The organism is Nocardia sp. CA-084685, from assembly GCF_050955785.1.
In the GTDB taxonomy this organism is placed as follows: Bacteria; Actinomycetota; Actinomycetes; order Mycobacteriales; family Mycobacteriaceae; genus Nocardia.
Genome location: NZ_CP192094.1, coordinates 6042022 through 6065865 on the forward strand (window position 1 = coordinate 6042022; position 23844 = coordinate 6065865).

Sequence of the window (23844 nt, forward strand, 5' to 3'; positions counted from 1 at the left end):
ATCCAGCGGCCTGGGTGTTAGTCGAAGAGGTCGAGGGTGGGGTGGGGTTCGCGGCCGCGGACTTCGATGGAGCCGAAGACGAGGTCGGGGGGCGGCACTAGGCCGAGGTGTTCCCAGGCGGCGGCGGTCGCGACGCGGCCGCGTGGGGTGCGGGCGACCATGCCCGCGCGGACGAGGAAGGGCTCGCAGACCTCTTCGACGGTCGCGGCCTCCTCTCCGACGGCGACCGCGAGGGTCGAAACACCAACGGGCCCACCGCCGAAGCTGCGGACGAGCGCGCCGAGGACAGCGCGGTCGAGCCGGTCCAGGCCGAGGGCATCTACGTCGTAGACCTCGAGTGCGGCCTGAGCGATGGGGCGGGTGACCACGCCGTCGGCGCGAACCTCGGCATAGTCGCGGACGCGGCGCAGCAGGCGGTTGGCGATGCGGGGAGTGCCGCGGGAGCGACCCGCGATCTCGGCGGCGGCATCGCGATCCATGGCGACACCGAGGATATGAGCCGAGCGCTGCAAAATGCGCAGGAGTTCTTCGGGATCGTAAAAATCCATATGGCCGGTGAAGCCGAAGCGATCACGCAGCGGTCCGGTGAGCGCACCGGAGCGGGTGGTCGCGCCGACCAGCGTGAACGGCGCGATATCGAGTGGAATCGACGTTGCCCCAGGGCCCTTCCCGACGACCACGTCGACGCGGAAATCCTCCATGGCGAGGTAGAGCATCTCCTCGGCGGGCCGGGCGATCCGGTGGATCTCATCGATGAACAGCACGTCGCCCTCGACCAGATTGCTGAGCATCGCGGCGAGATCACCCGCGCGTTCCAGCGCCGGACCGGATGTTATGCGCAGTGCCGTACCGAGTTCGGCGGCGATGATCATCGCCATACTGGTCTTGCCGAGTCCGGGCGGCCCGGACAGCAGCACATGGTCGGGGGTACCGCCGCGCTGTTTGGCGCCGCGCAGCACCAGCGCGAGCTGTTCCCGCACGCGCGGCTGGCCGATGAAATCGTCCAGGGACTTCGGGCGCAGACTGGCCTCGATCTCCCCGTCGGAATTCAGATAGCTTGCGCTGACCTGGGATTCGGTGTCGTGCTCTGGATCCTGATCCATGACGTCTTACCGATTCTTCCCCAGCGAGCCGAGCGCCGCCCGCAGCGCCTTCGACGTATCGGCGGCGGGATTCTCGGCGAGCACCGCATCGACCGCGGGCTCGGCCTGTTTGACCGGGAATCCGAGTCCGACCAGCGCCTCGACGACCTGCTCGCGCACCGGCGTGAGCACCGGCGTCGGTGCGCTGCCGGGCGGACCGGCCTGCACCGGAACGAGATTCACCTTGTCACGCAACTCGACGACCATGCGCTCGGCGCCGCGCTTACCGATGCCGGGCACCCGGGTGAGCGCCGCGACATTGCTCTCGGCCAGCGCCTTGCGCAACGCCTCGGGCTCGAGCACCGCGAGCACCGCCATGGCCAGCCGGGGACCGACTCCGGAGACGGTCTGTAAAAGGCCGAACAGGTCACGGGATTCGGTATCGGCGAATCCGAACAGCGTCATCGAATCCTCGCGCACGATCATCGCCGTGAACAGCCGGGATTCCTCGCCGCGGGTCAGCGTGGACAGCGTCGCCGGGGTGACATTGAGCCGGTAGCCAACGCCCGCCGCCTCGATCACCACATGATCGAGCGCGATCTCGAGCACCTCACCGCGTACCGACGCGATCACCCACGCACCACCTTCCGTTGTTCGGCAAGCCGCTGTGTATACCGCCGCTGCGCCGCGGCGGCACGCGCCTCGGCCTCGGCCATCCGCGCCATCAGCGGCGCCCGCCAACAATGACAGATCGCCAGGGCCAGCGCATCGGCCGCATCCGCCGGTTTCGGCGCGACCTGGAGGCCGAGGATACGCGTCACCATCGCCGTCACCTGAGCCTTGTCCGCGGTTCCATTGCCGGTGACAGCGGCCTTCACCTCGCTGGGGGTGTGGAAGGCCACCGGTATTCCGCGGCGCGCCGCCGCCAGCGCGATCACTCCACCGGCCTGCGCGGTCCCCATCGCGGTGCGCACATTGTGCTGCGCGAATACCCGCTCGATCGCGACCGCGTCAGGTTTGTGGGTGTCCATCCAATGTTCGGCGACGTCGGCAACACCCATAAGCCGGTGTGCCAGGTCCATATCCGCGGGTGTGCGCACCACGTCTACGTCGAGCGCCGTCACTTTCCGACCCACCCCGCCCTCGACGATGCTGAGGCCGCACCGAGTGAGTCCCGGGTCGACGCCCATCACCCGCACGCGATCCCCTCTCGAAGGCACGAACAATTGTTCGAGAGTCTAGTAGACGGCGCACCTACGTTCACCAACGACACGGTGGCCGTCCGGGATTCGGCTAGCTGAACGAGTGGTAGCAGCTCACATACGCGTAGCTGCCGGAGTCCGAGTCCTCGACGACCACCTTGCCGTCCTGCAGGATTCGGCAGGTCACCGTGCCGCCGCTGGATCCGCTGACAGTCGCCGTCACCCGGCCCGTGCGGACGTATCCGGTCACCGTCACCGCCTTCGTCCACGGCAGCGGCGAATCATTGGCCTCGGTGGTGTCGAAATCGCCCGTGTTGTAGGAGATATCGGCGGAGCCGGAGCCGGTGACCTCATAGGTGATCGAAGTTTCCTTCTTCGACTCCTTGTCGATCCGGTAGATGACGGATCCGAATACCGCGACGCAGCCACCGACGGTGAGCACGATCGCCAGGAAAACACCACCGAGGACCCACGGCCACACCGGCTTACCTTTGGGCGGCTGCGGCGGATATCCCGGGTAGCCCGGATACCCCTGCCCCGGATAACCCGGGTACTGCGGTGGTGGTTGATAAGTCATGTGCACCCCTCCTGAATCCCTGCACGACCGGACACTGGACTCTACCGGACACGGCTGTTCGGAGCCCGGTTCACCTGTGCGGTTATCGACCTGCCATCGACCAGCGTTTCAGCGTCGCCCAGGCTCATCGGAGGGAATTCACAGGCTTTCTCGAGGAACGGTCTCGACAATGCCGTAGGTGCCCGTAGTCCGTGCCCCGCTCGCCGCACCCGCGACCCCCGTGACGCCGCCGCCACCACCGCGGCTACCTTCGGCGAATCTGAATCCGAACTATCAGAACGGCTTTCACCACGGCATATCGCTGCTGCACGGCTGGCTGCCGGTGACTGTCGAGTTGGTCGCGGTGGCCGCATTGATCCTGGCGATCGGCTGGCGGACCCGGCGCTGGCGGCTGGTGCTACTGCCGGTCTGCGTCGTACTCGGTGCGGCGGGTGCGGTGGCCGCGTGGGCGTATGTGAACGATCAAGGGCTGGCCTCGGATCCGGCGCCGGTCGAGTTGTGGGCCTGTGTCGGCGTCGCGGTCGCGGCCATCGCGATTGCCGCGCTCGGCTGGCGCAGTGCCAGGTGGTGGCGGCGCGGCGTCTCGGTCATCGCCATTGCGCTGGCGGTGATGAGCACCGGCATCGTGCTCAATCAGTGGGTGGGCTACTACCCCACCGTGCAGTCGGCATGGAACGCGCTCACCGCGGGTCCGCTGCCGAATCAGACCGATATCGATGCGCTGCCCGGACTGCGCAATACCGATGTCAGCACCGGCAAGATCGTGCCGGTGCAAATTCCGGACGCGGCCAGCGGTTTTCCGCATCGAACCGAATATGTATACCTGCCGCCGGCCTGGTTCGCCGGTCCGACTCCGCCGACACTGCCGGTCGTGATGATGATCGGCGGTGAATTCAATACCCCCGCCGACTGGATCCGCAGCGGCCAGATCATGCCCGAGGTGGACAAGTTCACCGCCGCCAATGGCGGTCGCGCACCGATTCTCGTCTTCGTCGATTCCAGCGGCAGTTTCAACAATGACACCGAATGCGTGAACGGTCCGCGCGGCGATGCCGCCGACCACCTGACCCGAGATGTGCCCAGTTTTATCGAATCTCGGTTCGGCGCCGCCGCGGATCCGGCCAGCTGGGCGGTGGTGGGCTGGTCCATGGGCGGTACCTGCGCGGTCGATCTGGCGGTCATGCATCCCGAATTGGTGCGCACCTTCGTCGATATCGCGGGCGATCTCGGTCCGGCCTCAGGCAGTAAGGAACAAACGATCCGAAGGCTCTTCGGCGGCGACGCCGACCGCTGGGCCGCCTTCGATCCGCTCACCGTCATGGCCGAACATGGTTCATACACTGGCATGGCAGGCCTGTTCAACGATCTCAGCCCGCCCAAATCCGGTCCCGGATCCCATGGCGCACATCAGCACTCCGCAGCCGACGACGACAACGTCGGTATGGGCGGTCACGACGGAGTTTTCGACACCGGCGAGGTCGGCGCGGCCGAAAAGCTATGCGCCGCAGGCCATGCAGTCGGTATCGATTGCACCATCCACACCACCCAGGGCGGCCACACCTGGCAGTTCGCCTCGGCCGCGTTCAGCTCGTCATTCCCCTGGATCGTCGCCCGCGTCGGCCTTCTGGTGCCCGACGCGACCTGAAACCTATTCCATGGTTGATGAATTGAGTTGTTACTCAGCCCAGGGCTGCGGCCGGTGCGACCGACTCCGCGCGGAAGGTTCGGCGATAAGCCAACGGTGATACGCCGATGGAATCGTGCAGGTGTTGGCGTAGTGAGCTGCCGGTGGCGAAGCCGACTTCGCCCGCGATGCGGTCCACGGTCATATCGGTCGATTCGAGGAGTTGGCGGGCTCGGAAGACGCGCTGTTGGATGAGCCAGCGCCCCGGGCTCATACCGACCTCGTCACGGAAGCGGCGGGCGAAGGTGCGCTTGCTCATTCGGGCCTGGATGGCGAGATCATCGATGGTCAAAGGCGATCGGAGGTTCTCGAGGGCCCACTGTCTGGCAGCCGCGGTGCCGACCGAGGTCGACGGCGGCACCGGCTGTTCGATGTATTGGGCTTGGCCGCCATCGCGCCACGGTGGTACGACGCAGCGGCGCGCCACCGTATTGGCGACCGCACTGCCGTGATCGCGGCGCACCAGGTGCAGGCAAAGGTCGATGCCTGCCGCCGCACCTGCCGAGGTGAGCACATCGTCGTCGTCGACGTAGAGGACATCGGTGTTCAGCAGCACCCGCGGAAAGGTGCGCCGGAACAGCTCGGCCACATTCCAGTGCGTCGTCGCGGGACGACCGTCGAGCAATCCGGCGGCGGCGGTGACGAATGCGCCGGTGCAGATCGAGACGATGCGGGTGCCCGGTCGGATGCGGGCTAAGGCGACGGCCGCCGGGGACGGCAGTGTGCCACCGAGCGTCATATCGATATCGCAGGCCGGAATGACCACGGTGTCGGCGGTTGCCAGCGCCCAGCTGTCGTGCTGGACGGCAATGGCGAAATCGGCTCGGCTCGGTACCGGTGCGCCATCGATCGAGCACGTGCTCACTTCGTACAGATCCGCGGCAGTGCCGAAGACCCGGCTCGCAATGCCGAGTTCGAATGGATACACCCCATCCAATGCGAGCACGACCACCCGATGTCGCGCCGCCTGCCCATCCGAGCCAGCAACCATGGCACGATCATATCGAATATTGGCATTTGTGCCATTTTCTCGCATCGCCGCCGACGGCAGGCTGGGCGATATGAACGACACCACCATGCGCGCGATCAGCCAGGACGCGATCGGCGGCCCCGAGGTACTGACCGAAGTCGAACTGCCGATCCCCTCGCCCGGCCCGGGCGAGATTCTGATCCGGGTGCGAGCCGCCGGTCTCAACCCAACCGATTGGCGGCATCGCGGCGTCTCCGGACTCTTCCTCGGCGAACCACCCTTCGTGCTGGGCTGGGATGTATCGGGCGAAGTGGTGGCCGCGGGTATCGGTGTCACTCTGTTCGAACAGGGCGACGAGGTCTTCGGCATGCTGCCCTATCCGTACGGACACGGAGCATTCGCCGAATACGTCGTCGGCCCCGCCCGCGCATTCGCCCCGAAGCCGGTCAACCTGGACCACATTCAGGCCGCTGCCATCCCCTTGGCCGCCCTCACCGCCTGGCAAGCGCTCATCGATACCGCGAAACTACAGGCCGGACACCGCATCCTGATCCACGCGGCCGCCGGTGGTGTCGGACACTTCGCCGTTCAGATCGCCAAGGCGCGCGGCGCGTACGTCATCGGCACCGCCAGCGCGGCCAACCACGAATTCCTCCGTGAAATCGGCGCGGACGAGACGATCGATTACCGCACAACCGATTTCGCCGAGGCGATCGGCAATATCGATGTCGTGCTGGACTCGATCGATGACGAGAACAGTCTGCGCTCCCTGCGCACACTCCGCCCGGGCGGACTGCTGGTATCGCTACGCGCCTTTGGCACGACCGAATTAGCCACCGAAGCAAAGCAATTAGGCCTACGAGCGGTGCGCATGCTGGTGCAGGACGATCATGCCGGGATGACTGCGCTCGCAGAACTCGCCGACTCCGGGACGCTGCGCCCCGCCATTGCCGGAGTCTTCCCACTCGAGGAGGCGGCGAAGGCGCACGCACTCGGCGAAACCGGCCGCACCGTAGGCAAATTGGTGCTCACGGTGCCGTGAACGCCCGTCAGCGTTTCCTACCGTGGTTGATCAGAATGTAGGCGCCCCACCAAGTCAGTCGGCCGGTGATCGCCACATATAGGAAGATCGCGAAATACACCAGGCTGGCGCCGTAGTCGGCTGCCCAGCCGGGCATCCGGTGCACCGTCGCGAATGCGGCGACGAGCAGGATCAGCCCGGTCACGACCGCGAGCGGCGCGAGGGTGATATTCAGGGCGGTTGAATCGCCGGGACACTCATCGGCAAGGAATCGACTCACGATGGCTCGTCTCTTTCCGGGCGGAATAAGTTCTCGGTGCGCAGAGCATGATCGGGCGGCCGCGGCATGCTGTCGCGGCACTCGATCTGCTATCAGCAATCAAGCCGCAACCGTTACACCGCCGAGATCGACAGTGTGCGATCAGTGCGCCGAATACCGGAGATGCCGACAGTAAACATTTAGCAATCTTCGACCGGTCGGAGAGACTATCTCGACGCCGGGATGCGGAAATTCCCTCAGCGGAACATGGCTGTTCGGCCGCGTTTGTGGCGTGCATCACAGAGGAGACCTACCATCCGAAGAATGAGCAATGTTTCCAAGGCTGTCCTGGAAGGCGGGCCGAAAGACTTGCCCGCACGCATCGTTGCGATCACGCCGCCCGGCGTCGAGCTCAAGGTCGAATACCGTGGCGGATACGAGCACTTCAAGGTCACCAATCGGGAGGCCGATACGCCCGAGGGGCGACTGCGGGTCTACGAGTGGTCCGATCGGACACGAATCGCGGAATGACCTCCGCGCGCCGGATGCGAAACGCACTCGGGGCGGTCCGCATCTCCGCGAACCGCCCCGAGGCACCGGTCAATGATATTTCGCGTCAGCCCTGTTCCAGCTGGGCATCAGATCTCCACCGTCGGATGCAATGACGTTCTACACGTCAAAGTGCCCGATGCACCGGCAAACTGAGCATCAGTCCTGTTCCAGCTGGGCGCCGACCTCATCGGAGATATCCACATTGGTGTAGACGTTCTGTACGTCGTCGCTGTCCTCGAGCGCGTCGACCAACTTGAATACCTTGCGCGCGCCATCGACGTCGACGGCCACCGATACCGACGGCTGGAAGCCGGATTCAGCGGAATCGTAATCGATTCCGGCATCCTGCAGCGCCTTGCGCACCGGGATCAGATCCGACGGGTCACTGATGACCTCGAAGGACTCACCGAGGTCGTTGACCTCCTCGGCGCCCGCGTCGAGCACGGCCATCAGCACATCGTCCTCGGACAGCCCGTTCTTCTCCAGAGTCACAATGCCCTTGCGGTGGAACAGGTAGGAAACCGAACCCGGGTCGGCCATATTGCCGCCATTGCGGGTCATCGCCACGCGCACCTCACCGGCGGCGCGGTTGCGGTTGTCGGTGAGGCATTCGATCAGCACCGCGACACCATTGGGGCCGTAGCCCTCATACATGATCGTCTGCCAGTCGGCGCCGCCGGCCTCTTCACCGCCGCCGCGCTTGCGAGCACGCTCGATGTTGTCGTTCGGAACCGACGACTTCTTCGCCTTCTGGATGGCGTCGTACAGCGTCGGATTTCCCGCCGGGTCACTGCCACCAGTGCGTGCCGCCACCTCGATGTTCTTGATCAACTTGGCGAAGAGCTTGCCGCGCTTCGCGTCGATCCCCGCCTTCTTGTGCTTGGTGGTGGCCCATTTGGAGTGGCCGCTCATTCCCTACTTCCTCCAGTCGACAGCACGTTCTGATCGTGCGCACGGTACCCGCACCGGCCGGGTAGACAACTCTGCCAGCCTACTCGTCCGGTTACGTCGCATTCCTGTGGGCGACTACTCGCCGTCGCGAACCAGATCGACGAACATCCGGTGTACCCGCAAATCGCCGGTGACCTCCGGATGGAACGACGTCGCGACCACCTTCCCCTGCCGCACCGCGACAATGCGCCCGGCGGCCGGACCACTGGGAACCGTCGCGAGCACCTCGACACCCGCGCCGACCCGCTCCACCCACGGCGCCCGGATGAACACCGCGCGCACCGGACCGTCGCTCAGACCGGCGAAGTCCAGATCGGTCTCGAACGAGTCGACCTGGCGACCGAAAGCATTGCGCCGCACCGTCATATCGATACCGGACAGATGCTTGGCATCCGGGCGGGTGTCGAGCACTTCGGAGGCCAGCAGGATCATCCCGGCGCAGGATCCGAAGGCGGGCATACCTTCCCGCAGCCGCGCACGCACCGGCTCCAGGAGTTCGAAGACCTCGAGCAGCTTGCTGATCGCGGTCGATTCGCCACCGGGCAGCACCAGCGCATCCACCGCGGCCAGTTCGGAGGCGCGACGCACCAGCACGGGGTGCGCACCGCATTCCGCGAGTGCGGCGACATGTTCGCGCACGTCCCCCTGCAAGGCCAGCACGCCGATGGTGGGCCGGTCGGGACTGTGCTGCGCGCCTGTTGCGGGCGAGGCGACCGATGCGTTCACGCCACGAGCTTACGAGGCGCGACGCTGTGGCCCTGCTCACGGCTTCGCCGGACGGCGCAACGTCGTTGTCATCGCCGAGATCGAGGTACCGATCGGCCAGGGACCGGATGCTGCCAGTCACCGCCGTGACGAACTCGAACGCGCATCCCTGGGATCCACACCGTGGTCCGCCACCTGCGCGTTGCGCTGGTCCGAGCACAACACAGCAACCGAACAGCGCCGCCACGGCCGGGACTACGGCATTAGCGCAGGTCAGTGGGACTAGCCAGGTGGTCGACTAGCTACGCACGCTGCAGACGGGCGAGGTGTCGGACCCGGATCATCCGGCCGGGGTCAGCTGGTGAATTTGCAGCTCTGGTAGCCGGTGCTCACGTAGGTGCTGGCGCCCGGATTGACATAGATCGAATCCCCTTGACCGTCGCCGCGCGCGTACAGCCAGACCGTCGCGTTCGTCTGGTTGTCCACCGCTCCCCGGCCGATCGCTATGTTGTAAGTGCGGTACTCGTCCGGATTATCGATCCGGTCCGAATAGCCCGATCCGTTCTGGTAGGTAAAGCTTCCGACAGCCACATTCCTGCCTCCATTCTTGACGCATCGAAACCGTCGTTCCTGGTCGGCGACTTCTTTGCGCGGCAGTCTACGAGCTACCCGAATAAAATACAGACCGTTCGGCATTTCACGTCACTGGGAAAACTGAGCGTTTCGGCGCTCACTCCCCGCGTAAGGTGCGAATCAAGCCCTCTTGCACAACCGCGGCAACCAACTGGCCCTCGCGGTTGAAAATCTTGCCGCCGGTCAGTGCGCGACCGAAGCCCGCGGACGGGGAGGACTGGTCGTAGAGCAGCCACTCGTCGGCGCGGAAGGGGCGCAGGAACCACATGGCGTGGTCGAGCGAGGCGTTCTGAGTCGGTTCGTCCGGATGAGTGACCTTGGAGGAACCGAGCAGGGTCATATCGCTCATGTAGGCGAGAGTGCAGACGTGCACGACTGGGTCATGCGGTAGCGCATGCCGGTAGCGGAACCACACCTGCTGCGGGGAGACGACGCCGTCACGGCGGGTCACCACATCCTGCGGCACGGTGCGGATATCCCAGTGCTCCCATTCGCGCATCGCCCATAGCCGCTCGGGAGTCATCGTGATGCTGGCATCGGGCAGCTCATCCGGCCCCTGCACCTGCGGCATCTCGTCTTGGTGTTGCGGACCCGAGTCACCGACGTGGAACGACGCCGACATGGTGAATATCGCGGCGCCGTCCTGTACGCCGGTGACCCGGCGGGTGCAGAAGGACCGGCCGTCGCGAATGCGCTCCACCAGGTACACCGTCCGCTCCTCCGGATTGCCCGGCCGCAGGAAATATCCGTGCAGCGAATGCACCTGAAACCGTGGCTCCACCGTCCGTACCGCCGATACCAGCGCCTGGCCGGCAACCTGTCCGCCGAATGTGCGTACGAGCTGGGTCTTGGTGGATGCGCCACGGAAGATGTCCCGCTCGAGCCGCTCGATCTCCAGCGCCTCTTCGATTGTCGCCATGGGGCCGAGATTAACCCGAGCGCCGATGCGGCCCGATGGTGACCTCTCGGCAATGGCCGCGCCCGCCACCCAGAATGTGGTGCACGGCATTATTTGATGGAATGGATCGGTGCCGCATTTCGATCCGATCACCCAGGACGGACTAGTCGAACTCATCGTCGTCCGCGTCCGCGAGCTCGGCGAGCGGGCGCTGGTCGCCATCGACGGCGCCGACGCGGCCGAGCCCGATACGATGGCGCACGGCATCGCCACCGCACTGCGCGACACCGGACGCACCGCCGAGGTCGTCGCCCTGCACGATTACATTCGCCCGGCCTCGCTTCGTATGGAATTCGGCCGCACCGACGAAATGTCTTATCGCACCGCCTGGTTCGACTACGCCGCACTCGACCGCGAAGTCATCCAGGCGCTACGCCGCGATGCCCGGTGGCTCCCCGCACTGTGGAACGAAGCCCGCGACCGCTCGGCCCGCTCCCCCATCCGCACCGCGGTCACCGACACCGTCCTGTTCGTCGCGGGTCCCATGCTGTTGGGCCGCGGCCTCGCCTTCGATCTCACCGTCCACCTCGACATGTCCGAACCGGCCCTGCGCCGACGAACCCCAGCCGACGACCTGTGGACCATCCCCGCCCTTCTACACCATGACCGCGACAATTCCAGCGCCCCAACATTTTTCATCCGATGGGACCACCCGGATCGTCCGGCACTCCGCATAGACGACACCGCTCGTCGGTAGTCGTGCCCCATCCCAGACCCTGGCCGCCTCTCCCCTCCTTTGCGATTTGTTTTGGGAGACAGTCACTTTTGTATTTATCTCGAAGACATAGTTGAATGCGCATATCTGCGTATCGATATGAATCAATCCTCAGGCGCCCCGAACCGCTCTCCAGTATTCGTTCCCTCCACAGGATGCGAATTCGTAAGAAGCTGTGGGTATTTGCGATCTGAGACACAGCGAGGCGCGAGGTCCGCGCCCCCGACGGTGCCGCGCGAACTGCCCGCACGGCCGCCGACGTGCACGAACCCAAAGCTAGCCACCAGCTCTGTGGCGGGCATAAGACAACGGTGAAGGCCGCGACAGCTTCTGCCCATCGGGCAGGACGAGCAACGCCCACGGCAGTGGATCAATCCCTCTGCCGCGGGCGTCGATTCGGTTCAGCGGTAGCGCAGGCTCACCAACCGCGCTCGGCCAGCCGGTGATCGACCGGCAGTTCCTCGACATTGATGCCGACCATGGCCTCGCCCAGACCGCGCGAGACCTTCGCCAGCACATCCGGGTCGTCGTAGAAAGTGGTCGCCTTGACGATGGCCGCGGCGCGTTCCGCCGGGTTACCGGACTTGAAGATGCCAGAGCCGACGAAGACGCCCTCGGCGCCGAGCTGCATCATCATCGCCGCATCTGCGGGGGTGGCGATACCGCCCGCGGTGAACAGCACCACCGGCAGCTTGCCGGTCTGGGCGACCTCGCGAACCAGCTCGTACGGCGCCTGCAGTTCCTTCGCGGCGACGAACAGCTCGTCCTCGGGCAGCGACGACAGCTTGCGGATCTCGGCGCGAATCTTGCGCATGTGGGTGGTGGCATTGGAGACGTCACCGGTGCCCGCCTCACCCTTCGAGCGAATCATGGCCGCGCCCTCGGTGATCCGGCGCAGCGCCTCACCCAGATTGGTGGCACCGCATACGAACGGCACGGTGAAGTTCCACTTGTCGATGTGGTTGGCGTAGTCGGCGGGGGTCAGCACCTCGGATTCGTCGATGTAGTCGACGCCGAGGCTCTGCAGGATCTGTGCCTCCACGAAGTGGCCGATACGCGCCTTGGCCATGACCGGAATGGAGACGGCGGAGATGATGCCGTCGATCATGTCCGGATCGCTCATCCGGGAAACGCCGCCCTGGGCACGGATATCGGCCGGAACACGCTCCAGGGCCATCACCGCGACCGCGCCGGCGTCCTCGGCGATCTTGGCCTGCTCGGGGGTGACGACATCCATGATCACCCCGCCCTTGAGCATCTCGGCCATCCCGCGCTTCACGCGGGCGGTGCCGATGGTGTTGGTGGTCTCGGGCGTGGTCACGGCAAACTCCTGAGTCATGTGCGCCAATCGGGTCGCTTGGAACTAACGCCACCGATTCTAGGCGGACCGATCAGGCCACTTGATAGCCAGTTGCACAGCACTGGCCTTGCCCCGACCAGCGAGTCTGCATCCGGTCCGCGGCCACTGGACCCGGTCACGAGCCGGATCCGTCGGGCCGACGCAAGTCTTGCGCCGCCCCGACGAATACCCGACAAGAACTAGAGCGGGCCGACTACCAGCAACTGGGCCCAATACCCCGCGGCGTCGGAACCCAACAATGGCAACAGGAAATCGAACAACAGGTAGGACATGTACTGCTTACCTTCCACACGCCAACGGACCTTCTCACTGCAGTGGAAGTACCACCAGAATTCCAGGTAGCGCTCCCCCAGCAGCACTACCCAGGGCGGCGGCAATCCAGTCGCGACGCTATCACGATCGTGAAACACATCACAGCCGAAAGATCCAGGCGCGCACGCCGATCGCGGGCGTGGCGCTCACCGGATAGACCGCACCTCGGGATCGGAATCACCCGACGCAGCCGCGGCAGCTTCGGGAAGCAGCTGGTCCAAGTGGTAGGGGTAGACGGTTTCGCCGGTGTGGTCCAAGGCGACGATGTCCGACCCGGTGCACCATTTGTTGTCGGTGATGCTGCGTCGCTCAACCGCGGTCAGATTGCCCGGTTTGGGATCGAAGGCGCGGACGCGCAACGCGAAGAACAGTTCCTCGGCGCGGATGAGTTCGCCGTCGAACGGGAATACCGCCACCCGCCGCCACATGGGACCGCGCAGACTGGTCGGATCCGCGGTGTATCCAGTCTCCTCCCACAGCTCGCGCACCGCGGCACTGCGCAAGGTCTCCCCCGGTTCCACACCGCCGCCGATCGTGAACCAGAAGGAGACGTCGGGGGTTTTCGGGTCGTTGCCGCGCATGAGCAGTACGCGGTCCTGTTCGTCGAGCAGCACCACGCGCGCCGAGGTGCGCACGGTATCGACGTCCAGGCCGGTCGCGGCCGCCGGGGTGGCGCGTTCGCTGATCTCGAAGTACGTCGGGAGCGGCGCGGTACCGCCAAGGTGCAGAATGCGGACAGGGCGGCGGGTACGCAGCGCAAGGGTGTCGCGGACCGCGTCGTTGTGGAAGCGGCGCGCGATGAGCACCCGGGCCTCGGCATCGGCGAGTTCGGCGACCTGCTGTGGGCGTAACTGGGCGATATCGATCGTGGAAAGTGCTGCGGAAAGCTGATTTTCGATGGTTTCGCGGTCGGCGCGGCCCGCACGCTCGGCCCGATCGGCCAGTGTGGTCAGCCGTTTGGCGTGCTCGACGAGTGCGGAATCGGCGCTCGGCCCGGCAATGGCCACTGCGACCGACCTGGCCACCACCGCCCGCCGTGCCAGTGCACCGTCGAGTGCCTGCCAGGACTGATCCGACCGCACGTGCAGCCGGTCGAGCCGGTTCGCCGTCGAAGCCGCCCATAGACCGATCGCGACGACCACCGCCGCGATGAGCGCTAGTACGAGTACCGTTGTCGCGGAAAAGGTAATCATCGAACAGCCCTCACCTTGCTATCGCCGACAACGACCGGCGCATCCGCCCGAACATGATCCATGGTCGCGAATGACGCGGTCACGAGAGGATCATCCGGCGGCTCGCACTCGCGTATCACCCACGGTGACAGTCTCGTACACCCGCAGGATCTGTTCGGCGACCACCGGCCAGTCGTATTCGCCGACTACCTGATTGGCGGTATGGATCAGGGCTTCGCGGCGCACCTCATCGGTGAGCAGGGCGTCCAGCGCCGCGGCGAGCCGAGCCGAATCCCCCACCGGGACCAGCATTCCCGCGGTGCCGTCGCGCAATACCCGACGGAAGGCGTCCAATTCGCTTGCCACCACGGCGGTTCCGGCTGCCATCGCCTCGATCAGAATGATGCCGAAACTCTCCCCACCCAGATTCGGCGCGACGTACACATCCGCGCTGCGCATCGCCGAGGCCTTGTCCTCGTCCGATACCTGGCCCAGGAAGCGCAGGTGGCGAGCGAGCGGCCCGGCCTCGCGGCGCAGTCGATCCTCGTCACCACGCCCCACGATGAGGATCTCGACATCCGGATGTCCGCGCACCAATGCGGGCAGCGCGCCGAGCAGGACTTCCATCCCCTTGCGCGGTTCGTCATAGCGCCCGAGGAACAGCACCGTCCCGCCCGTACGCGGATATCCGGGCAGCATCGGGGCCCGCGCGAAGGCGGGCACATCGACACCGTTGGGGATCTCCACCGCATCCGAACCGAGCGCCTCCACCTGCCAGCGCCGCGCCAATTCGGAGACCGCGATCCGGCCGCTGATCTTCTCGTGATAGGGCCGCAGCACACCCTGAAAGGTGCTCAGCACCAACGATTTGGTGGTCGAGGTGTGGAAGGTAGCCACGATCGGCCCCTCGGCGATCTTCAGCGCGAGCATGGACAGGCTCGGCGCGTTCGGTTCGTGGAGGTGCAGCACGTCGAAGTCGTTGCCATCGATCCAGCGCCGAATCCTGGTGTAGGCCATGGGCCCGAAGGACAACCGGGCCACCGAACCGTTGTACGGAATCGCCACCGCGCGACCGGCCGACACCACGAAATCCGGCAGCGGCGTGTCCTCGGATGCGGGTGCGAGCACGCTCACCTTGTGGCCGCGTTCGATGAATACCCGCGCCAATTCCACGACATGGGCCTGCACACCGCCGGGGACATCGAACGAATAGGGGCAGACCATGCCGATTTTCATGGTGTCTTCTCCCCTTGGGCGCCATCCATCCCGGCTTGCGCCGCGGCGATTCTGGCTCGCCGCTGCGCCGAGAGGTCCTGCTCCCATTGTGGCTGCAACATGTGCCAATCGGCCGGGTGCTCGGCGATATTGGCCGCGAACCGGTCGGCCAGCGCCTGGGTGGTCGCCGCGATGCCACCCGAAACATCCAGTGGTGCTTCGGTCTTCATCCCCCAACCCTCGCGACCGTCGGCATCGACGGTGAACCAGAGGTGCACCGGGATCAGCGCGGCACCGGTCCCGATGGCCAGTTTCGCCGCACCCGCGGGCAGCCAGGTGCGCTCGCCGAACATGGTCACCGGCACACCCTTACCCGTCAGGTCGCGCTCGCCCATCAGGCATACGACATTGTTCGCGCGCAGCCGAGCGGCCAGCGCCGCGAACGGCGGCTGCTGACCACCGGTCAGCGGAAATACCTCGAAATTCAAACTCTCCCGGTAGGCGACGAACCGTTCGAACAACGATTCCGGCTTCAGCCGTTCGGCGACGGTGGCGAGGGTACCGCTGTGGCTGACCAGCCAGACCCCGGCCGCATCCCAGTTCCCCGAGTGCGGCAGTGCCAACACCACACCGCGTCCCCGCGCCAATGCGGCATCCAGATTCTCCACACCCTCCACCGACGAACCGATCAGTGCCGAGTGATCCATCGTGGGCAGCCGGAAGGCTTCGCGCCAGTAGCGGGCATACGAACGCATGCTGGCTCGGATCAGCTCATCGGGCACCTCGCCCGGAGTCACACCGAGCACGCGAGCGAGATTGCGCCGCAACTGATTGGGTTCACCACCGGCACGGAAGGCTCGATTCGCCTTGTCCGCGACCCAATTGCCACCCCAATCGAACACCCGCCGCGCCGTCGATTCAGGCAGCGCGCGCACACCCCGCCAACCTGCCGCATAGGCCCAATCCGTCAGTCTCGACTTGATCCGCGAGCCGACGCCTTCGGACTGCGAACTCACGAGGGCAACTCCGTCGCGTCGGCCGGATTCTGCGGCGGCGCCGGCGGAATCACGTCCCGCGCGCCGGGCGAATTCCGGACCGCCAATACCCGCTGGAACACCGTGATAATGCTCAACACCGCCAGAATCCACATCGCCACGTGTACGGCCCAGGTCAGCCATTCGATCCCCCAATACCCACCGATACCGGTGAATCCCGCGCCGACCAAAACGATGATCAGCCGATCCGGCCGCTCGATGAGTCCACCGTCCGCGGATAGTCCACTCGCCTCCGCACGCGCTTTCGCGTACGAGATCACCTGGGACGTAACCAGAACCACCAGTGTCGCCAGGAATAGCGGCTTACTGTTCTCGTGATACACCGCCCACCAGGCCAACCCGGCGAAAATGGCGCCGTCGGCGACCCGGTCACAGGTCGCGTCCAGTACCGCACCGTATTTCGTACCGCCGCCACGCGCTCTTGCCATGGCGCCGTCGAGCATGTCGAACATGACGAACAGCCAGATCACCATGGTTCCCCAGAACAGATGTCCGGTCGGGAACAGGGTGACCGCGGCCGTGATCGAGGCGACGGTGCCGACCACCGTCATCGCGTCGGGAGTGAGTCCGGTGCTGACAAGCGCTCTGCCCAGCGGCGCAGTCGCTTTGGAGAACGTCTCGCGGCCGAAGAAGCTGAGCACCCTACTCGACTTCCTTCCACGCCGCCGATAGCAGCGCCCGAGTTTCCCGCAACAACTGCGGCATGACCTTCACACCGCCGACGACGGTAATGAAGTTGGCATCCCCGCCCCAGCGCGGCACGATGTGCTGATGCAGGTGATCGGCGAGTGAACCACCGGCCACCCCACCGAGATTCAGTCCGACATTGAAACCGTGCGGTCGCGAGACCCGCTTCATCACCCGAATCGCCTGCTGGGTGAAAGACATCAGTTCGGCGCTCTCCTCGAGCGTCAGATCCTCGAGGTTGGCCACCTTGCGGTAGGGCACCACCATCATGTGCCCCGGGTTGTACGGGTAGAGATTCAGTACCGCGTAGACGTGCTCGCCGCGAGCGATGACAAGACCGTCCTCATCCGACATCTTCGGGATATCCGTAAACGGATGGCCCGTGGTGTCTTTCGGATTGGAGGTGGCCGCCTCGGCGATATAGGACATCCGGTACGGAGTCCACAGCCGCTGCAGCCGATCCGGCTCACCCGCCCCGGTATCCACGATGCTGCCGTGCTCGTCCGAGTCCGCGTTCAAATCCGCGAGCCCGTCCGGCACCGTGCGCTCAGTCATGCTCCGCCCTTCACCACAAAACCATCGGCGGTCGGCGAGGCGTTCTCCCGGTTCGCGATCCATTCCACGATCGTGGCCACTGCGGCGGCGACCGGGACGCCGTTGACCTGGGTGCCGTCGCGGAAGCGGAAGCTGACCGCGCCCGCGTTCACATCGCGCTCACCGGCGAGCAGCATGAACGGGATCTTCTGCGCGGTGTTGTTGAAGATCTTCTTCTGCATCCGGTCATCGCTGCGATCGACCTGCGCGCGGATGCCCGCGTCCTGCAGCTGTTCGATGACCGAATCCAGATGCGGCGCAAAGGTTTCCGCAACTGGGATACCGACAACCTGAACCGGTGAGAGCCAAGCGGGAAAGGCGCCCGCGTAATGCTCGGTGAGCACGCCGAAGAAACGTTCGATGGAACCGAAAAGGGCGCGGTGGATCATTACCGGCCGTTGCTTGGTGCCGTCGGAGGCGGTGTATTCCAGGTTGAAGCGCTCGGGCAGGTTGAAGTCGAGCTGGATGGTCGACATCTGCCAGGTGCGACCGAGCGCATCCTTGGCCTGCACCGAGATCTTCGGCCCGTAGAAGGCGGCGCCGCCCGGATCCGGGACCAGTTCCAGTCCGGAGTCGGTGGCCACCTTGCGCAGGGTCTCGGTGGCCTCCTCCCACATCTCGTCGGAGCCGACGAACTTCTTCGGATCCTTGGTGGACAGTTCGAGGTAGAAGTCGTCGAGGCCGTAGTCGGCGAGCAGCCCGAGCACGAATTGCAGCGTGCTGGTCAGCTCGGCGTGCATCTGCTCCTTGGTGCAGTAGATGTGCGCATCGTCCTGGGTCATGCCGCGCACCCGGGTCAGGCCGTGCACGACACCGGACTTCTCATAGCGGTAGACCGAGCCGAATTCGAACATCCGCAGCGGCAGTTCTCGATAGGACCGGCCACGCGAGCGGAAGATCAGATTGTGCATCGGGCAGTTCATCGGCTTGACGTAGTAGTCCTGGCCGGGCTTGCGGACGGTGCCGTCCTCGTTGAGTTCGGCGTCCAGGTGCATGGCCGGGAACATGCCGTCCTTGTACCAGTCCAGGTGACCGGAGACCTCGAACAGATGGCCCTTGGTGATGTGCGGCGTATTGACGAATTCATAGCCCGCGGCGACGTGGCGACGGCGCGAGTATTCCTCGAGCTCTTTGCGGATGATGCCGCCCTTGGGGTGGAAGACCGGCAGGCCGGAGCCGAGTTCATCCGGGAAGCTGAACAGGTCCAGCTCCAGACCGAGTTTGCGGTGGTCGCGGCGCTCGGCCTCGTCGAGCAGGTGCAGATGCTCGTCGAGGGCCTCCTGCGATTCCCAGGCGGTGCCGTAGATGCGTTGCAGATCCTCGCGGTTCTGGTCGCCGCGCCAGTAGGCGGCGGAGCTACGGGTCAGCTTGAAGGCGGGGATGAATTTGGTGGTCGGGATGTGCGGGCCGCGACACAGATCGCCCCAGACCTTTTCACCGGTGCGGGGGTCCAGGTTGTCGTAGATGGTCAGCTCTTTACCGCCGACCTCCATGACCTCCGGATCGTCGATACCGGACTTATCGCTGATCAGCTCGAGTTTGAACGGCTCCTTGGCCAGTTCGCTCTGCGCCTCATCGATCGCTACGACCCTGCGCGAAAACCGCTGCGCGCCTTTGACGATCTTCTTCATCCGGGATTCCAGCTTGACCAGATCCTCGGGGGTGAACGGCCGCTCGACCTGGAAGTCGTAGTAGAAGCCGTCCTTGATCGGCGGCCCGATGCCGAGTTTGGCGTCCGGGAACTCCTGCTGCACGGCCTGGGCCAGCACATGCGCGGCCGAATGCCGGATCACGCTGCGGCCGTCCTCGGTATTGGCGGCGACCGCCTCGACCTCGACATCGGTATCCGGCGTCCAGGACAGGTCCTTGAGCCCCTCCGCATCGCGAACCACGACGATGGTGTCCGGCCCCTTCGTCGGCAACCCCGCCTCGCGCACCGCGGCACCCGCCGTCGTCCCGGCCGGCACCCGAACGAGGGCGACAGGGGTGATAGGTGCTGAGGTGGTCACGGCGAGAGACTCCTTGGCGTTGGCTGGCGGGCGTGTTCCCGCGTTGGTGCGGGCGGTTGCCCACGGGTCATCGTCGGAGGCGATTTGCTCCGGCGCGACCATGCTATCGGCACCACGACGGCCCCGCGTCGATGGACTCGGATCGCCGCCTCGCGGTTCGGCCGCTGCGGTTGCGCGAGACCAGAACGTGACATCGGGCAGTCGGTTCGGCCATCCGACCGCCGCCGGTTCGATGCGGGGCGCTCGGCGGCTGCGCGGACCCGGTCTCGTTCGGATCCGACGCCGGGGCCCGCGGCCGTGGGCTCGGAGGGATCGCGCTGATCATGCACATTCGGGCCGCTCCGGTGATTGCCGCCGAGTTCGCGCGAGCAGCCCGGCTTCGCACGGTCGCGCATGCCGGGACCAATCCAGCGCTGATTCTGTCTGCCATAGCCGCGCACGCGGTTCGGTTTTGGATGCTGTGTTCCCGGCAGCGCGTCGACGCGTTCGTAGTCGGGCCGAACCGGCGATTTCTGCCACACCCGGGCCGGACTCACCGAGTTTCATGTGGGACACCGAAAGCCTTGCGGGCGATCAGCTTTCGGCGGCGAGCCGAGCCAGGAGCGTCGTGCGTTCAGCGGACGGCCGCTTCGGGCAACTGGTGCACATTTCGCAGCCGGGCACCTCGAAGACCAGGCAGCACGATATCCGGCGGACAAAGGTGCGCCCGTCGACGTCCACGAACCGGGGAACCGGCAGTTTCCCTCCGACTTGGCTGGCAAGCCGCGCCCCAGCTTCGGGATTCCCCGCATCGAGGGCCCGGTTCCCGATGGCATCGGCGGCAATCGCCCACAGTGACGGCACTCCCGCACCAGAGGCCGCCGCTACGGGGCCGATTACGGCCGCCAAAGTCTCCCGCAACGCCTCCGCGCAGGCATGTCCCAGCGCGGCGTCGCTCTCCTGCGGCGCACCGCTGTCCCCCAGCGCGCCTCGACCTGCGACCGCATGGATATGGACGCGTTCTATGCCGCCGTCCGGGCGCACCACGCAGTCGAGGTTGTCCAAGAACGGCTCCGGCGCGGGTTTGTCGTTCGCGTAGGCGCAAGCGAGCTGTTCGACCAGTGCCGAGGCGACCATGCACCACCAGAGCGTGCCCGAGACGCGCGGTTCGATGGCGCCCCAGGAGCGGCCCATTTCCGCGATGCGCGCCGACAGCCAGTCCGGTTCGGTCAGGGTGCGGCCGGGGACCGTGTTCACCACTTCAGGGGACTGCGCAACCACTGCCATTCGACTCCGATCCAGCCGCCGACCAACCCGAATGTTCCCAACACCCACAGTGTCGCGAGGACCAGCGCGAAGGTCGCCATTGCCGCGAACACCCGCATGGCCGGGCCTCGTGCGGAGTACCACGCCATACCCTGCCGATACTTGTCACGCAGCCAGCCGAGCACCCGGCGCGCCCAGGCGAATTCGGTGGCGAGAATGCCAAGTCCGGCGAAAACGATCGCCCAGCCGGGTCCGGGATAGGGAATCGCCAGGATTCCGAGGCCCAGTACCGCAAGACCGACCACCGCGACCCCGATTCGGTAGGCGAGGTTCAGCGTAGGCCGCGCGCCCAGCCGGGCGCGGAAGGCACGCCATCCGGTGCGCGTGGGTTCGGACTCCAACTCGACACTCATCTCCACCAGCCTACGAGCGACTTGCCTGGACCCGCCCGACCAGGCCCGGGCGGGTCCAGCTGTCATCGGCTCAGACGAGTTCCGGTGCTATGCGCGCACCGGTGTCATCGATATGGGCCAGGCCGTTCACGGTCACCTCGACGACACGTGCGCTGGCGATATCGAAGAAGAGCCCCGATACCGTCACATCACGCTCGGCCATCGCCGCGCGCACCGCGGGATGGCGGTGCAGCGTCTCCAACTGCACGGCAACATTTACCATGCTCAGCTGGTCGACTTCGCCGAATCCGGCGGCCGCGGCCGCCTGCGCCACCGGGTGTCCGACCCGGAACCGCTCCAGGCTCGGATGCGCATGGGCGAGCCACGGCCCGATCCCCGGTCCATCGTCGGTGCCGGAGTGCAGCGCCTTCATCGCACCGCAGGACGAATGGCCACACACCACGATGGACCGCACGTTCAATTCATTGAGTGCGAAGACCAGTGCGGCCTCCACCGACGCGTCGCCGCTGTCCGGCACCAGATTGCCCACATTGCGCACGGTGAACATGTCACCGGGACCGCTGTTGGTGATGACGTTCGGAACCACCCGGGAATCAGCGCAGGTCAGGAAGAAGGTATCTGGATCCTGACGGTCACGCAGCTCGTCCAGATGCGGCCGCATTACATGGGCGTGGCTGCGGTGGTAAGCGGCGACACCCGAGGTCACCCGGTCGGCATTCTCGTTATCTCCGCGCCATGGGCCGAGGATTTCGTCGAGCACCGCGCGCCCGAACCCGCGGGCGGGGGGACCGGCGGTCGCGTGCGCCATTCGCGCACTGCCGATTTCCACGAAATCCACTGTGCCGCCACCACTTTCCTGCTGACGCACCCAGTCCTCGATGGCCTCGAAGGCGGCATGGTCGAGGAAGTCGACCGTCATCTCGACGGTAACGTCCGCGCCTGCCGGTACTTTCGCGAACTCCGCGGACAGCTTCGGCAGTGCGAGAAAGGTGCAGGAACCGTCGATCGTGAGTAGCCAGCGCTGCGAGCCCGAAATCGCCTTGGCCGCCACGGCAACTCGAACGACACGCCACAACAGCAGTCCGAAAGCCAGTGCCAGACCGATGATCACGCCTTCCAGCAGATTCAGGAAGACCACGCTGACGATGGTGACGGCATAGATGAGCAGATCGCCGGTACGCCTGGCCATCTTGATGTGGGCCAGCTTGACCAGCTGGATACCGATGACGATCAGCAGACCCGCGAGCGCGGACTTCGGAATCTGCTGCACTACCCCAGCGAGGACGACCGAGAACAGGAGAATCCAGAAGCCGTGCAGCACGGCCGATGCGCGGCTGCGCGCACCCGCCTGCACATTGGTGGCACTGCGCACGATCACACCGGTGACCGGCAGACCACCCAGTAGACCCGAGAGCACATTGGCCGAGCCCTGACCGATCAGCTCGCGGTCGAAATTGGTTCGCTTACCGGTGTGCATCTTGTCCACGGCCACCGCCGACAGCAAGCTCTCGACGCTGGCGATGAGCGCGATGGTCAGAATCATCAGCGCCACCGCGGACCAGTCGCCGCTGGGTATCTGCGGTAGTCCGATGGCATCGAACAGCGAGCCGTTCAACACGATTCGCTCGGCCTCGAACGGCAGCACCAGCGACATCACCGTGCCGACCAAGACCGCCACCAGCGGTCCCGGCACCACCCGCACCTTGGCTGGCACCCGGCGCCAGCCGAGCATGATCGCGATGACAACCGCGCCGATGATGGCGTCATCACCGTGCAGCGACAACAACTGCGACGGCAACTGGGTGATGTTGTTCCAGGCGGAACTGCGCGAAGCCCCACCGAGCAGCACGTGAACCTGTTGCAGCGCAATGGTTATGCCGATGCCCGCGAGCATCGCGTGCACCACCACCGGTGCGACGGCCAATGCGGCCCGCGCAATCCGGCTGAGCCCGAATAGGATTTGCAGCACACCGGCCACGACAACAATGAATGTCGTTGTACGCCAACCGAATTGATTGATGGACTCGGCAACGACAACGGTCAGGCCCGCGGCGGGTCCGCTGACCTGCAGCATCGAACCGCCGAGCGTGCCCGCGACGATGCCGCCGATAACGGCGGCGATGAGTCCGGCGGCGACGGGTGCGCCGGATGCGACGGCGATGCCGAGGGACAGCGGCAACGCGACCAGGAAGACCACGATGGAGGACGGCAGATCGTGGCGCAGAATCGATGTCAGTCGATCGGACAGAGGTTCGGAACTGCGATGGCCCTTGCCCTGTTCAGTGGGCGGTAACGGTGGTGCGGCTACAGCGCTATCAATAGCCATTGACTTCTCCTTCGCCGACTCGGCGCGAACGCCGAGGTCGGTTGACGATCAAAATGTCCAGCAGGGCACAGACCGCGAACCGGCATCTCGCGGTGAAGCAGTTCCCGACACAGCGATGGATCGAGAGGTAAATCGCATCAAGGCTAT

General features: G+C 65.5%; 25 protein-coding genes. 4 read left to right on the plus strand and 21 right to left on the minus strand.

Going from position 1 to position 23844, the window contains the following annotated elements; all coding sequences use genetic code 11:
- Nucleotides 1-17 precede the first annotated feature (17 nt).
- The 4 genes from ruvB to ACQP2U_RS26890 form a co-directional block, all read right to left on the minus strand.
- Complete coding sequence (gene ruvB / locus ACQP2U_RS26875; RefSeq protein WP_433710016.1) at nucleotides 18-1103, minus strand: Holliday junction branch migration DNA helicase RuvB; 1086 nt, start codon at nucleotides 1101-1103, stop codon at nucleotides 18-20.
- Nucleotides 1104-1109: 6 nt separating this feature from the next.
- Nucleotides 1110-1715: a Holliday junction branch migration protein RuvA gene (gene ruvA / locus ACQP2U_RS26880; RefSeq protein ID WP_397028611.1), complete on the minus strand. Its 606-nt coding sequence runs from the start codon at nucleotides 1713-1715 to the stop codon at nucleotides 1110-1112.
- Complete coding sequence (gene ruvC / locus ACQP2U_RS26885; RefSeq protein ID WP_433710017.1) at nucleotides 1712-2281, minus strand: crossover junction endodeoxyribonuclease RuvC; 570 nt, start codon at nucleotides 2279-2281, stop codon at nucleotides 1712-1714. Before ruvC ends, ruvA begins: the two co-directional genes overlap by 4 nt.
- A 94-nt stretch (nucleotides 2282-2375) precedes the next feature.
- Nucleotides 2376-2861 (minus strand): MmpS family transport accessory protein, encoded by a 486-nt coding sequence (locus ACQP2U_RS26890; RefSeq protein WP_433710018.1) that lies wholly within the window; start codon nucleotides 2859-2861, stop codon nucleotides 2376-2378.
- A gap of 178 nt (nucleotides 2862-3039) precedes the next feature.
- Between ACQP2U_RS26890 and ACQP2U_RS26895 the strand changes: the two genes are divergently transcribed.
- The gene (locus ACQP2U_RS26895) at nucleotides 3040-4506 is read left to right on the plus strand and encodes an alpha/beta hydrolase (RefSeq protein ID WP_433710019.1); all 1467 of its coding nucleotides are present in this window, start codon (nucleotides 3040-3042) and stop codon (nucleotides 4504-4506) included.
- Between the two features lie 34 nt (nucleotides 4507-4540).
- Here ACQP2U_RS26895 and ACQP2U_RS26900 read toward each other — a convergent pair whose 3' ends face one another.
- Nucleotides 4541-5536, minus strand: a complete 996-nt coding sequence (locus ACQP2U_RS26900; protein WP_433710020.1) for a GlxA family transcriptional regulator — start codon at nucleotides 5534-5536, stop codon at nucleotides 4541-4543.
- Nucleotides 5537-5564: 28 nt separating this feature from the next.
- On the opposite strand from ACQP2U_RS26900, the gene ACQP2U_RS26905 reads away from it, so the two are divergent.
- Nucleotides 5565-6557 carry an NADP-dependent oxidoreductase gene (locus ACQP2U_RS26905; protein ID WP_433710021.1) on the plus strand — a complete coding sequence of 331 codons (993 nt, stop codon included), beginning with the start codon at nucleotides 5565-5567 and terminating at the stop codon, nucleotides 6555-6557.
- 7 nt (nucleotides 6558-6564) lie between these two features.
- Here the strand turns inward: ACQP2U_RS26905 and ACQP2U_RS26910 are convergent, their stop codons facing one another.
- Nucleotides 6565-6816: a hypothetical protein gene (locus ACQP2U_RS26910; protein ID WP_433710022.1), complete on the minus strand. Its 252-nt coding sequence runs from the start codon at nucleotides 6814-6816 to the stop codon at nucleotides 6565-6567.
- A gap of 303 nt (nucleotides 6817-7119) precedes the next feature.
- On the opposite strand from ACQP2U_RS26910, the gene ACQP2U_RS26915 reads away from it, so the two are divergent.
- Nucleotides 7120-7326, plus strand: coding sequence for a DUF5988 family protein (locus tag ACQP2U_RS26915; protein WP_364340014.1), 207 nt, complete (start codon nucleotides 7120-7122; stop codon nucleotides 7324-7326).
- Between the two features lie 177 nt (nucleotides 7327-7503).
- On the opposite strand, the gene ACQP2U_RS26920 is transcribed toward ACQP2U_RS26915, so the two are convergent.
- The 4 genes from ACQP2U_RS26920 to ACQP2U_RS26935 form a co-directional block, all read right to left on the minus strand.
- On the minus strand, nucleotides 7504-8259 hold the full coding sequence (locus tag ACQP2U_RS26920; protein WP_062988892.1) for a YebC/PmpR family DNA-binding transcriptional regulator: 756 nt from the start codon (nucleotides 8257-8259) through the stop codon (nucleotides 7504-7506).
- A 114-nt stretch (nucleotides 8260-8373) separates the two neighbouring features.
- Nucleotides 8374-9024: a pyridoxal 5'-phosphate synthase glutaminase subunit PdxT gene (pdxT, locus tag ACQP2U_RS26925; protein ID WP_433710023.1), complete on the minus strand. Its 651-nt coding sequence runs from the start codon at nucleotides 9022-9024 to the stop codon at nucleotides 8374-8376.
- 333 nt (nucleotides 9025-9357) lie between these two features.
- The gene (locus ACQP2U_RS26930; RefSeq protein WP_433710024.1) at nucleotides 9358-9594 is read right to left on the minus strand and encodes a hypothetical protein; all 237 of its coding nucleotides are present in this window, start codon (nucleotides 9592-9594) and stop codon (nucleotides 9358-9360) included.
- Between the two features lie 139 nt (nucleotides 9595-9733).
- Nucleotides 9734-10555: an acyl-CoA thioesterase gene (locus tag ACQP2U_RS26935; RefSeq protein ID WP_433710025.1), complete on the minus strand. Its 822-nt coding sequence runs from the start codon at nucleotides 10553-10555 to the stop codon at nucleotides 9734-9736.
- A 109-nt stretch (nucleotides 10556-10664) separates the two neighbouring features.
- Between ACQP2U_RS26935 and ACQP2U_RS26940 the strand changes: the two genes are divergently transcribed.
- On the plus strand, nucleotides 10665-11291 hold the full coding sequence (locus ACQP2U_RS26940; RefSeq protein WP_433710026.1) for a hypothetical protein: 627 nt from the start codon (nucleotides 10665-10667) through the stop codon (nucleotides 11289-11291).
- A gap of 436 nt (nucleotides 11292-11727) precedes the next feature.
- On the opposite strand, the gene pdxS is transcribed toward ACQP2U_RS26940, so the two are convergent.
- The 11 genes from pdxS to ACQP2U_RS26995 all read right to left on the minus strand — a co-directional run bounded on the left by pdxS (nucleotide 11728) and on the right by ACQP2U_RS26995 (nucleotide 23697).
- Nucleotides 11728-12630 (minus strand): pyridoxal 5'-phosphate synthase lyase subunit PdxS, encoded by a 903-nt coding sequence (pdxS, locus tag ACQP2U_RS26945; protein ID WP_040692437.1) that lies wholly within the window; start codon nucleotides 12628-12630, stop codon nucleotides 11728-11730.
- Nucleotides 12631-12848: 218 nt separating this feature from the next.
- Nucleotides 12849-13046, minus strand: a complete 198-nt coding sequence (locus ACQP2U_RS26950) for a hypothetical protein (RefSeq protein ID WP_397028593.1) — start codon at nucleotides 13044-13046, stop codon at nucleotides 12849-12851.
- An 81-nt stretch (nucleotides 13047-13127) separates the two neighbouring features.
- Nucleotides 13128-14171, minus strand: a complete 1044-nt coding sequence (locus tag ACQP2U_RS26955; protein WP_397030169.1) for an NUDIX hydrolase — start codon at nucleotides 14169-14171, stop codon at nucleotides 13128-13130.
- Between the two features lie 93 nt (nucleotides 14172-14264).
- On the minus strand, nucleotides 14265-15389 hold the full coding sequence (locus ACQP2U_RS26960; RefSeq protein WP_433710027.1) for a glycosyltransferase family 4 protein: 1125 nt from the start codon (nucleotides 15387-15389) through the stop codon (nucleotides 14265-14267).
- Complete coding sequence (locus tag ACQP2U_RS26965) at nucleotides 15386-16384, minus strand: phosphatidylinositol mannoside acyltransferase (RefSeq protein WP_433710028.1); 999 nt, start codon at nucleotides 16382-16384, stop codon at nucleotides 15386-15388. Before ACQP2U_RS26965 ends, ACQP2U_RS26960 begins: the two co-directional genes overlap by 4 nt.
- A complete protein-coding gene (pgsA, locus tag ACQP2U_RS26970; RefSeq protein ID WP_397028587.1) occupies nucleotides 16381-17064 on the minus strand; it encodes a phosphatidylinositol phosphate synthase in 684 nt (227 codons plus the stop codon). Before pgsA ends, ACQP2U_RS26965 begins: the two co-directional genes overlap by 4 nt.
- A 1-nt stretch (nucleotide 17065) precedes the next feature.
- Nucleotides 17066-17665, minus strand: coding sequence for an HIT family protein (locus ACQP2U_RS26975; protein WP_397028585.1), 600 nt, complete (start codon nucleotides 17663-17665; stop codon nucleotides 17066-17068).
- The gene (gene thrS / locus ACQP2U_RS26980; RefSeq protein WP_397028584.1) at nucleotides 17662-19713 is read right to left on the minus strand and encodes a threonine--tRNA ligase; all 2052 of its coding nucleotides are present in this window, start codon (nucleotides 19711-19713) and stop codon (nucleotides 17662-17664) included. Before thrS ends, ACQP2U_RS26975 begins: the two co-directional genes overlap by 4 nt.
- A 573-nt stretch (nucleotides 19714-20286) precedes the next feature.
- Nucleotides 20287-20949, minus strand: a complete 663-nt coding sequence (locus tag ACQP2U_RS26985; RefSeq protein WP_433710029.1) for a (2Fe-2S)-binding protein — start codon at nucleotides 20947-20949, stop codon at nucleotides 20287-20289.
- Complete coding sequence (locus ACQP2U_RS26990) at nucleotides 20946-21371, minus strand: TIGR02611 family protein (RefSeq protein WP_433710030.1); 426 nt, start codon at nucleotides 21369-21371, stop codon at nucleotides 20946-20948. The genes ACQP2U_RS26985 and ACQP2U_RS26990 overlap by 4 nt, the downstream gene beginning before the upstream one ends.
- Before the next feature lie 70 nt (nucleotides 21372-21441).
- On the minus strand, nucleotides 21442-23697 hold the full coding sequence (locus ACQP2U_RS26995) for a SulP family inorganic anion transporter (RefSeq protein WP_433710031.1): 2256 nt from the start codon (nucleotides 23695-23697) through the stop codon (nucleotides 21442-21444).
- Between the last annotated feature and the right edge of the window lie 147 nt (nucleotides 23698-23844).

Excerpts from the sequence above, each read along its gene's own strand:
- ACQP2U_RS26960 (WP_433710027.1), bottom strand. The coding sequence starts at position 15,389 with ATGAAAATCGGCATGGTCTGCCCCTATTCGTTCGATGTCCCCGGCGGT.
- ACQP2U_RS26935 (WP_433710025.1), bottom strand. The coding sequence starts at position 10,555 with ATGGCGACAATCGAAGAGGCGCTGGAGATCGAGCGGCTCGAGCGGGAC.
- ACQP2U_RS26975 (WP_397028585.1), bottom strand. The coding sequence starts at position 17,665 with ATGACTGAGCGCACGGTGCCGGACGGGCTCGCGGATTTGAACGCGGAC.
- ACQP2U_RS26990 (WP_433710030.1), bottom strand. The coding sequence starts at position 21,371 with ATGAGTGTCGAGTTGGAGTCCGAACCCACGCGCACCGGATGGCGTGCC.
- ACQP2U_RS26920 (WP_062988892.1), bottom strand. The coding sequence starts at position 8,259 with ATGAGCGGCCACTCCAAATGGGCCACCACCAAGCACAAGAAGGCGGGG.
- ACQP2U_RS26915 (WP_364340014.1), top strand. The coding sequence starts at position 7,120 with ATGAGCAATGTTTCCAAGGCTGTCCTGGAAGGCGGGCCGAAAGACTTG.
- ACQP2U_RS26890 (WP_433710018.1), bottom strand. The coding sequence starts at position 2,861 with ATGACTTATCAACCACCACCGCAGTACCCGGGTTATCCGGGGCAGGGG.
- ACQP2U_RS26995 (WP_433710031.1), bottom strand. The coding sequence starts at position 23,697 with ATGGCTATTGATAGCGCTGTAGCCGCACCACCGTTACCGCCCACTGAA.
- ACQP2U_RS26900 (WP_433710020.1), bottom strand. The coding sequence starts at position 5,536 with ATGGTTGCTGGCTCGGATGGGCAGGCGGCGCGACATCGGGTGGTCGTG.
- ruvB (WP_433710016.1), bottom strand. The coding sequence starts at position 1,103 with ATGGATCAGGATCCAGAGCACGACACCGAATCCCAGGTCAGCGCAAGC.